General features: G+C 33.7%; 11 protein-coding genes. 9 read left to right on the top strand and 2 right to left on the bottom strand.

The window, feature by feature from the left end:
- Positions 1-168: 168 nt before the first annotated feature.
- Positions 169-1,254, bottom strand: a complete 1,086-nt coding sequence (locus tag NEH75_RS10415) for an LCP family protein (RefSeq protein WP_055244874.1) — start codon at positions 1,252-1,254, stop codon at positions 169-171.
- 220 nt (positions 1,255-1,474) lie between these two features.
- Between NEH75_RS10415 and NEH75_RS10410 the strand changes: the two genes are divergently transcribed.
- Both NEH75_RS10410 and NEH75_RS10405 read left to right on the top strand, forming a co-directional pair.
- A complete protein-coding gene (locus NEH75_RS10410; protein WP_055244872.1) occupies positions 1,475-3,880 on the top strand; it encodes a DUF3656 domain-containing U32 family peptidase in 2,406 nt (801 codons plus the stop codon).
- Positions 3,881-3,935: 55 nt separating this feature from the next.
- Entirely contained in the window at positions 3,936-4,595 is a 660-nt protein-coding gene (locus NEH75_RS10405) for a DUF421 domain-containing protein (protein ID WP_055244870.1), read from the top strand.
- Positions 4,596-4,615: 20 nt separating this feature from the next.
- Here NEH75_RS10405 and NEH75_RS10400 read toward each other — a convergent pair whose 3' ends face one another.
- Complete coding sequence (locus tag NEH75_RS10400) at positions 4,616-5,347, bottom strand: ATP-binding protein (RefSeq protein ID WP_055244868.1); 732 nt, start codon at positions 5,345-5,347, stop codon at positions 4,616-4,618.
- Between the two features lie 112 nt (positions 5,348-5,459).
- Between NEH75_RS10400 and NEH75_RS10395 the strand changes: the two genes are divergently transcribed.
- From NEH75_RS10395 to NEH75_RS10365, 7 genes are all read left to right on the top strand, one after another.
- On the top strand, positions 5,460-6,323 hold the full coding sequence (locus NEH75_RS10395) for a hypothetical protein (protein ID WP_055305789.1): 864 nt from the start codon (positions 5,460-5,462) through the stop codon (positions 6,321-6,323).
- Positions 6,324-6,413: 90 nt separating this feature from the next.
- On the top strand, positions 6,414-6,614 hold the full coding sequence (locus NEH75_RS10390; RefSeq protein WP_055244865.1) for an alpha/beta-type small acid-soluble spore protein: 201 nt from the start codon (positions 6,414-6,416) through the stop codon (positions 6,612-6,614).
- Positions 6,615-6,758: 144 nt separating this feature from the next.
- Positions 6,759-6,959, top strand: a complete 201-nt coding sequence (locus NEH75_RS10385) for an alpha/beta-type small acid-soluble spore protein (protein ID WP_055244865.1) — start codon at positions 6,759-6,761, stop codon at positions 6,957-6,959.
- A gap of 157 nt (positions 6,960-7,116) precedes the next feature.
- Complete coding sequence (locus tag NEH75_RS10380) at positions 7,117-7,470, top strand: arsenate reductase family protein (protein WP_055244863.1); 354 nt, start codon at positions 7,117-7,119, stop codon at positions 7,468-7,470.
- Complete coding sequence (locus NEH75_RS10375) at positions 7,458-7,787, top strand: thioredoxin family protein (protein ID WP_055277342.1); 330 nt, start codon at positions 7,458-7,460, stop codon at positions 7,785-7,787. The genes NEH75_RS10380 and NEH75_RS10375 overlap by 13 nt, the downstream gene beginning before the upstream one ends.
- A gap of 80 nt (positions 7,788-7,867) precedes the next feature.
- Complete coding sequence (locus NEH75_RS10370; protein WP_055277344.1) at positions 7,868-8,404, top strand: DUF402 domain-containing protein; 537 nt, start codon at positions 7,868-7,870, stop codon at positions 8,402-8,404.
- Between the two features lie 8 nt (positions 8,405-8,412).
- On the top strand, positions 8,413-9,528 hold the full coding sequence (locus tag NEH75_RS10365) for an aminopeptidase (RefSeq protein WP_055277346.1): 1,116 nt from the start codon (positions 8,413-8,415) through the stop codon (positions 9,526-9,528).
- Positions 9,529-9,703: the final 175 nt, after the last annotated feature.

The following is a 9,703-nucleotide window of genomic DNA, read 5'->3' as shown; positions in this document are numbered from 1 at the left end:
GAATCAAACTGCTCAATGAGCAGCTTAATCCCTCACGATTACAGGTATAAAATTTCTTCACCCACACCAGTTGACAAAGAGCCTATAAAATTTCTTCACCCACACCAGTTGACAAAGAGCCTAAATAAAAAGCTCATAAGAATACATTGATCCTTATGAGCTTTCGAATTAATACAATCCAGTATAATTAATAATTTTTTGATTAATATTCATCACACCACTGGTTGGGGTATAGCGATCAGTTCCATAAACTTTATCGTGCCACTCAATTACATTTTCCTCTAATGTCGTTGGTACTAAGTAGTATAGTCCATCACTTAACTTTTCTCCATAACTTAATTCTGTTTGTGGTAACTGAACTTGTTCGATTTCACGCTCACCACTTAATAATAATTGAGTTCCCAGTGCAATAATTTCATTTGTTGTTAAATTAGTTTGAATATACGGTAAGAAATCATTCATTAATCCAAGTAATTTGACCTTATTATACGAGAAGGCTTTTTGTGCGACTAATGTAATCACTCGACGTTGACGTTCCATACGTTCATAGTCCCCGTTTCCTACTTTACGAATACGCATATAAGCGACTGCTTGACGACCATTTAACGTTTGTAACCCTGTACCTTCAAGTAAGTTTGCTTCTTCACCACTAACTTCGACATTCATCTCAGCAATGACACGATTTAACTCTTGAAGTTCATAATCTTGTACATCGACTTCGACCCCACCAAGTTTATTAATAATATATTCAACTGCGTTAAAATTTACAGTAACATATTTTTGAATGTCTAAATCAAAGTTTTGGTTAATAGCTTGAACAGCGAGTGTTGGTCCACCATAAGCATAAGCATGATTAATTTTCTCAAACCCATGATCTTCATTAATATAAGCAAATGTATCACGAACAACTGATGTTAAATAAGCTTGATTTGTCTTGCTATTGAATGAGAAGACCATCATCGCATCAGAACGAGTATTTGTGTAAGCATCATCGCGTGAATCGACTCCAAATAAAGCAATATTCATGACACCCATTCCCTTTTTCAAATCTAAAACTTCTTGAGAAACATTTAAATCTTCTAATTCTTCACGATTGATTCGAGATAACATCACATGGGCAGCTCCGTAAACAGCCCCACCTAAAAGTAATAAAACTAATATAAAAATTAAAACACCTTTTAAGCACCCATACTTTTTCTTAGGTTTCTTTTGTTTAACTTTTTCTTGATTAAGATTTACAGTTTCCTTACTCATCATCTTCACCTAGTTTCTAAAATAGTGTTAGTATCTTAAACTACAACATTTTATAATATGCGACAGGTCATTACAATATTAAACTTGCCCATTAAATATTTTTTTACAAAATTTATGTAGTTATAACCATGAAATTATAAAAAATCTAAAAAATTGGTCATTGGTCGACTATCCTAAGTATGTTACAATGAAAGAAATTATGAAAAATGGAGCGGATTAAATGTCAACTATTGAATTATTAGCACCAGTTGGTCATCGTGAAGGATTATTAGCGGCCGTTACAAACGGAGCTGATGCCATCTATGTAGGTGGAGCAGCCTTTGGAGCACGAAAAGAAGCAGCATTTACAAATGAAGAACTAATCGAAGTCATTAAATTTAGCCATCTACATAACGTTAAAGTCTATGTTACTGTTAATACAACCATCTTTGATCAAGAATTAGAAGCATTAAAAGAATATATTCACTTTCTATATTTAAATGATGTCGATGCTATCATCGTTCAAGATATCGGGGTTGCTCACTTAGTCAAACAAATGTATCCAGACTTTGAACTCCACTTTAGTACCCAAATGACACTTCATAACACAAAAGGTGTCGAATTTGCTAAACAATTTGGAGCAGACCGCGTTGTTGTCGCACGTGAAAATACATTAGAAGAAATTAAAGCCATGAAACAGGCAGTGGACATTGACTTGGAAGTATTTGTTCACGGAGCTCTTTGTGTTTGTTATTCAGGACAATGTTTAATGAGTAGTATGATTGGTGCTCGAAGCGGAAACCGTGGAGCCTGTGCTCAAACATGTCGCCTTCCATACGAACTTGTCGATTTATCAAGTGGAGAAACACTTGATTCAAATGTCGGAGACTTTCTATTAAGTCCTAAAGACTTAAAAACCATTGATGAAATTGGGGAACTTATCGAAGCGGGAGTCACTTCATTTAAAATCGAAGGACGTCTAAAAAAACCAGAATATGTCGCGACAGTTGTTAAAGCTTATCGTGAAGCTATCGATCAATATGTAGAAACCCGCCGAGTTAAAATCTCAAAACAAACTCATGCAGACATGGATCAAATTTTTAGTCGTGGATTTACGAAAGGATTCTTATTTGGAGACAAAGGTCTCAATTGGATGAGCGCCGATCGTCCAAATCACAAAGGAATCTTAATCGGAGAAGTTGTTAATGTCAAAGGAAAACGAGTTACGATTAATCTTAAATCACCACTCGAAGTTGGAGACGGCTTACGCTTCGTCGGATTAAACAGCAAAGATCAAGGATTACAAGTTCAAAAAATGTTTGTTAAAGGAAATGATGTGAAACTTGCGAATCCAGGTAACGTTGATTTAGATGCACCATTCCCAGTATCAAAAGGCATGAAAGTTTATAAAACAACATCCGTTTCTTTAGCTAAACGCGTTGAAGTAACAGAAAAATCAGTTCCTAAAATTGATATCTATGGTGAAGTGAGTGCCAAACTAGGTGAACCATTAAAAATCATGGCCTGGGATAATGACTCAAACATGGTCACAGTTGAAACAGAAGAAGTGTTTGAAACAGCAACGAACACCCCATTAAGTCAAGATCGTTTAAAACAACAACTTGAAAAAACAGGAAGTACCGCATTCTCGTTTGCATACATCAATATTAATATGGATGAAGGTATTACCATGCCTATTTCAATCATTAACAAAATCCGACGTGAACTATTAGAAAAGCTTGAAAAAAATCGTACGCAACATCATGCCGGTCGCCAACGTCGAGAAATCCAACCAACCGTTTCTAACTTAGACACAACAACCATCACCCCACAACTCACAGTTAGTGTCCGAAACATCAAACAGCTACAAACTGTCCTTAACCACAACATTGAAACCATCTATTATAAGGATATCAAAACACTGAAAAAGGCAGTTGAACTAGGAGCAGCACACGGCGTAACCATCATTCCTCAACTGCCACGTATCATTGATGACTCTGAAATCGAGCAAGCAACACAAATCATCGAAAGCTTACCACTTCAAACCATCATGCTTGGTGAATACGGAATGTATCACGCCCTACAAAACAAAGGTTATACTTTCCTAACAGACTTTGCTTTTAACACAAATAACGTTCAAAGTATCCAAGCTTTAAAACAACTAGGTGTATCACAAGTCACATTATCTTATGAAATTAACCAAAAACAATTACGTGGACTCGTTAAACAATCTCCACTTCCAACAGAAATGATTGTCTACACACGTATTCCAATGATGATTACAAAGCACTGCCCAGTCAAACTTTTAAATCAACAAGAATTCTGTCGCATGTGCTTAAGCACACCATTCGGCCTACGTGACCGCAAAAATAAAATCTTACCATTACTTCGCACTGGAAACTGCATCACAGAAATCTTCAACTCACAACACCTGATTCTCATCGAATTCTTATCAGAATTACAAAAGATGGGTGTTCAAAGTTTCCGCTTAGAATTCACAAATGAAAACGAAGCAACTATGACCCAAGCAATTCATGCTTACCAAACAGCCCTTCAAACAGGTAAAGTTGATTCTGACTGGCTTGCCCAGTACAAGAACTCAGATGATTACACAAAAGGACATTACCATCGCGGAGTTTGTATATAATAAAAAAAAATCCCCATAATAGAAAAAGTTAAACTTTTCTGAAGGGGATTTTTTTATGTTGCAAGTGTTGCTATCTTTATTATTAGCCGCCTTATTTTATGTGGTCCTACTCATATGTTATAAAATCATGGGTAAACGTGAAGTTAACCAACTAAGTACGGTAGATGTTGTTATCAATATTTTAATTGCCAATGTCGCAGCAGGTGGAATTGTTGAAGAACAATACTGGTTAGATGCACTCGGTGGTGTACTAGTTATCGTTGCTCTTCAAATTATAATGGCTAAAATTCAGATTAATCATCCCAAAGCACGTGATGTTGTTGAAGGCGAACCATCGATGGTCATTAAAAATGGAAGCGTCGATTACGGTGAATTAAAAAAACTCCGTATTGATCTCGATGACTTTATGATGCTACTTCGTGGACAAAACATAGTAGCTCCGGAAGACGTTCAGTACGGAATTATTGAGAAAAATGGGAAACTCACTATCTTTGAAAAGAAATTACCAACTAAAACTTTCCCATTAGCACTCGTTATTTCAGGACAAATCAAACCTAAGGCACTTCAAAGCTTAGGGAAGAATGAAGAGTGGTTAATGACACAATTAGAAAATCATCAATTTTATAAACTAGAGCAAGTAGATTATCTTTTTTATGAAGAACATAAACTAGTTATTTATACAAAACAAGGCATTCAAAAGCTTACATTAAAATAAGTGTCGTGAAATCACGACACTTATTCTTTATCATTGAAATCATTAAATAATGAAACACGATCTCCATTAGATAATGCATTTAACATATTTTGTTTTGCCATTGGGAACTCAGCATATAATTTCTTTAATAATTGCTTCACATCTTCGCGACTTGTGTGCTTATCCATAGGGCAAGTACTTGGCACAATAGGAACATGACGATTTGCTGCCGCAATAATATCATCTTCATAGCAATAAACAAGTGGACGAATAAACGTTACGTCTGTACGATCTAAGTACATTTTTGGTTTGAATGTTGATAAGAACCCGTTGTAAATTGTATTCATGACTAACGTCTCAACTGCATCATCAGCATGATGCGCCATCGAAATCTTATTACATCCAAGCTCAGTGCCTTTCTTAATTAAGATAGCCTTCTTGAACTTAGAGCATAATGAACAAGGAATCTTTCCATCTGGAGTTCCATTTAACTTTAAGATTTCATAAACTTCAGTATCGACTAAATGATACTCAATTCCATGTTTCTCACAGAATTCCACAACAGGATTAAAATCCATCCCAGGGAAACCTAGCTTTAACGTAATCCCCACTAACTCAAACTTAACAGGAGCAAACTTTTGATATAAATGTAGAGCGTATAATAACGCCATACTATCTTTTCCACCACTTACCCCAACAGCGATTTTATCACCATCTTCGATTAAAGAAAAATCTCGATCTGCTTTTCGGATACAACCTAAGATCTTTTTCATAACACTCACCGACCTTTCGGTAGACATTATAACGAATAAACTCAAAAAAAACAATCATCTGACAAACTTATTTAATATGGTAAAATAAACAAAAAGGAGAAAATAAGAAGTCATGAAAAGAAACCATCTCATCGTATTCATCACCGTACTGATTATATCAATAGCTTGTGGATATTGGATTACAAAAACCGATCGCTACAACAACTATCGTGAACTCCAATTTCTAGAATCCGTTGTTAAAAATACACTTCATCAAAATGGATACGCTGTTGAATTAAATAGTGAATATAATATTTTAGGATATGAAATGAGTGTGGTAGGGGATGGGGGATTTTCACAGAAGTCAGATGATTCAGTTTTATATATGACTTATTTAATGAAGTTAAATGGCAAAGGTGTTTCACCGATGACAGCAGAATTAACTCAGTATATTGACCTAAATTCAAAAATAAATTATATGAATATAAATCATGGACAGTGGTTTAAAGAAATATCAAATGGCTCATTAACTATATTTCAAAAGATTCCTAAACTTTTCAAAAAGTCTAAATTTCAAAATTCAGATGATTGGATAGAAATAATAGATGATAGAGAGCAAAATCAGATAGTAGAATTGAGACTTCCACTATCTCGCGCAGACTTTTTAACAAAACAACTAATAAGTAATGTGTTAAATATCTCTAATGATATTAATCTTGATCAATTAATACAAAAAGCAAAGAGTGTAAACTATAGAATAACAATAAATAAGCAAGAACAACAGATCACACAAATGGATGTGAGCTATAGTAATGGAATTCAAGAGTTAATTAGAAACTTAGCACGTGATTATCCCAATTTATTTTTGCAACTTCCAAGTGAAGAGGTTGAAGCAATGTATTTTAATTTATCGGTTAATCTATTAAATTCAAATGAAATTATTCAAATACCGACTGAGGTAAAAAATAAAGCCATTTCTATTTCTGACTTAAAATAATAAAATATTTAAAAACTTCGAAAAAATGTCGAACGGATTGTATATGTTTGTCGAAACTACACATATTAAGATTGTCAGGAGGTGACAAACATGTCAAACCAATCAAATAGCAATAAATTAGTCGTACCAGGAGCACAAGCAGCAATCGATAACATGAAAGCAGAGATTGCTAATGAATTTGGTGTTCAATTAGGAGCAGATACAACAGCTCGTCAAAATGGTTCAGTTGGTGGAGAAATCACTAAACGATTAGTAGCGATGGCTCAACAACAATTAGGACAAACAAAATAGTTATTCAAAAATATATGCACAATAAAGGGGAGAACTCGATTCTCCTCTTTTTATATTTTTAATAAACTATTTTCAAATAAAAACAAATGTTATGTATTAATTTGTCGAAACTACACATATTAAGATTGTCAGGAGGTGACAAACATGTCAAACCAATCAAATAGCAATAAATTAGTCGTACCAGGAGCACAAGCAGCAATCGATAACATGAAAGCAGAGATTGCTAATGAATTTGGTGTTCAATTAGGAGCAGATACAACAGCTCGTCAAAATGGTTCAGTTGGTGGAGAAATCACTAAACGATTAGTAGCGATGGCTCAACAACAATTAGGACAAACAAAATAATAACACTATTAAAAACTAATCAACACGACTACAAACTACATCAAAACGAAAAAACGATCTTTAAAAGATCGTTTTTTTGTTAAATTAAAAGCATAGGTTATAATAACTGACATGGTATTAAATCTTAGATATAATTATAGAAAAAGGAGGAAATAATATGAATATTTTAATTTATCCAAAATGTACAACATGTAAAAAAGCAGTAAAGTGGTTAAAAGATAACAATGTAGAGGCAGAAATCCGTCATATTGTAGAAGAACCATTATCTAAAGAAGAAATCAAACAATTACATCTAAAATCGGGAGAACCAATTAAAAAGTTCTTTAACACAAGTGGAATGAAATACCGTGAATTAGGCTTAAAAGATAAACTTTCAACTATGAGCGAAGAAGAGTGCTATGAATTATTAGCAAGCGATGGAATGCTAGTAAAACGTCCACTGGCATTCGATAACGAAAAAGTGACGCTAGGATTCAAAGAAGCGGTGTATGAAACATCATGGAAAAAATAAATCAAAACTTAATGAATGTAGACTATGAAAGTCTAAAAGAGATTTGGAAACAGGAGTGCTTAGTGATTACATTAGCCTATACTCCAACATGTGGGACATGTCATGTTGCAAAAAAAATGTTACAAGTAATTAAAGCAGCCATGCCGGATCTTAACATGACACAAATAAACTTAAATTACTATGGGGATATGGCGATTGACCTTGAAATAATGTCAGTGCCTTGCATAATGATTCATAAAAAAGGAAAGTGCGTTGAAAAAATCTATGCATTTGAATCTGTACCATTTTTGTATAAAAAAATAACTTCTTACCTTTAGTCTATGATTGATGCTAATATTTATGGTAAAATAATACATTAATAGGGAAAAATGAAATGTAGGGAAAGAAGGGATGAGAGGTGAATTATCCAGAAATTGGTCAAACAGTTGAAATACATAGTTATAAACATAACTCTAAAATTCATAGAATATGGCATGAAACTACAATTTTAGATATTTCAGATGAAGTTGTAATTGGGGCAAATAATAAAACATTAGTTATGGAAGCTGATGGGAGAACGTGGTATACACGAGAGCCAGCAGTCTGCTATTTCTATACCCAATATTGGTTTAATGTTTTATGTATGCTTCGTAAGGATGGGGTTTACTTCTATTGTAATTTAAGTTCCCCATTTGTTTACGATCAACAAACGATTAAATATATAGATTATGATTTAGATGTAAAAGTTTTTCCGGATTTAAGTTATAGGATTTTAGATGAGGATGAATATCACAAACATAGTAATGAAATGGGATATTCATTAGAGGTTCAAGAAATTATTAAGCAACAATTAGATATTCTTATAAATATGATTGAAACACGACGTGGGCCATTTGCACCTGGTTTTGCAGAACATTGGTACTACGTATATAAGAATCGATTATTGAAAAGGTGAGTGAGAACATGCGTGATCCAAGATTAGAAAAATTAGCTAAAACATTATTAGAGTATTCTAATAAAGTAGAAGCGGGACAACACGTCCTAATTAAAGGAAATATTTTAGCAAAACCATTAATTAAAGAATTAATTAAACATACATATCGTATTGGAGCCTATCCACATACAGAAATCTTAGATGATGAGATTGGTCGTGAATTATCTTTAGGGAATACAGAAGAAAGAATGGAGAAAGTAACTGGATGGAATCTTGAAAAATATAAAGATATTGATGCATTTATTTCCGTGTTTGCAGATGAAAATGATTCAGAATACAGTGATGTACCTACAGAAATTAAAGTTATGCAAGCAAGAGTCGGAAGACCAGTATCCAATTTGATTGTTAATACAAAACAATGGGTTTTATTAAATTATCCAACACCTTCTTTAGCGCAAAAAGCTAAAATGAGTTTGGAGCAATTTGAAGATTTTCTTTTAGATGTATGTCTAGTTGATTACTCAAAGATGAATGAAGCAATGAAGAATCTCAAGGCATTAATGGAAAGAACTGATAAAGTCCATATCACAGGACCAGGTACAGATTTAACTTTTTCAATTAAAGGATTACAAGCAATTCCTTGTGCAGGTGATTGTAATATTCCGGATGGAGAGGTATTTACCGCACCAGTGCGAGAAAGTGTAAATGGTATAATCCAATATAATACCCCAAGTCCATATCAAGGTACTGTCTTTAATAATGTAAAATTAGAGTTTAAAGATGGGAAAATCATAAACGCAACTGCAGATAATGATGTTGAACGATTGAACGAGATCTTTAATACGGATGAAGGGGCACGTTATGTTGGAGAATTTGCAATTGGTGTGAATCCTCTTATTAAACATCCAATGGGAGATATTTTGTTTGATGAAAAGATTGATGGAAGTTTACATTTCACTCCAGGTCAAGCATATGAGGGAGAAGCAGATAATGGAAATCGTTCAGCAATACATTGGGATTTAGTATTAATTCAAAGAGAAGAGTATGGTGGAGGATCAATCTACTTTGATGATGTTCTTATCAGGGAAAATGGTCGATTTGTTTTACCAGAGTTAGAATGCTTAAATCCTGAAAACTTAATTTAAGTAGATCAAGGGCCTACTAGGTCCTTTTATATTTTCAAAAAAATATATTTAAAAGTGTTGACATTGTGAAGTTATGATGATATTATAATCAAGTCGCCAACGACCGATGAAATAAATGTCGAAAACAAAAAAACTTTTAAAAAACGTTTGACAACTTTCGACAGGTATGATATTA

Origin of the sequence: Turicibacter sp. T129 (assembly GCF_025594975.1) — a bacterium.
In the GTDB taxonomy this organism is placed as follows: Bacteria; Bacillota_I; Bacilli_A; order MOL361; family Turicibacteraceae; genus Turicibacter; species Turicibacter bilis.
This window is presented reverse-complemented; position numbering and strand designations above follow the sequence as displayed.

What these genes read in the sequence shown, in the direction of transcription:
- NEH75_RS10415 (WP_055244874.1), bottom strand. Translation starts at nt 1,254, where the DNA reads ATGAGTAAGGAAACTGTAAATCTTAATCAAGAAAAAGTTAAACAAAAG.
- NEH75_RS10410 (WP_055244872.1), top strand. Translation starts at nt 1,475, where the DNA reads ATGTCAACTATTGAATTATTAGCACCAGTTGGTCATCGTGAAGGATTA.
- NEH75_RS10385 (WP_055244865.1), top strand. Translation starts at nt 6,759, where the DNA reads ATGTCAAACCAATCAAATAGCAATAAATTAGTCGTACCAGGAGCACAA.
- NEH75_RS10405 (WP_055244870.1), top strand. Translation starts at nt 3,936, where the DNA reads ATGTTGCAAGTGTTGCTATCTTTATTATTAGCCGCCTTATTTTATGTG.
- NEH75_RS10375 (WP_055277342.1), top strand. Translation starts at nt 7,458, where the DNA reads ATGGAAAAAATAAATCAAAACTTAATGAATGTAGACTATGAAAGTCTA.
- NEH75_RS10380 (WP_055244863.1), top strand. Translation starts at nt 7,117, where the DNA reads ATGAATATTTTAATTTATCCAAAATGTACAACATGTAAAAAAGCAGTA.
- NEH75_RS10390 (WP_055244865.1), top strand. Translation starts at nt 6,414, where the DNA reads ATGTCAAACCAATCAAATAGCAATAAATTAGTCGTACCAGGAGCACAA.
- NEH75_RS10365 (WP_055277346.1), top strand. Translation starts at nt 8,413, where the DNA reads ATGCGTGATCCAAGATTAGAAAAATTAGCTAAAACATTATTAGAGTAT.
- NEH75_RS10400 (WP_055244868.1), bottom strand. Translation starts at nt 5,347, where the DNA reads ATGAAAAAGATCTTAGGTTGTATCCGAAAAGCAGATCGAGATTTTTCT.
- NEH75_RS10395 (WP_055305789.1), top strand. Translation starts at nt 5,460, where the DNA reads ATGAAAAGAAACCATCTCATCGTATTCATCACCGTACTGATTATATCA.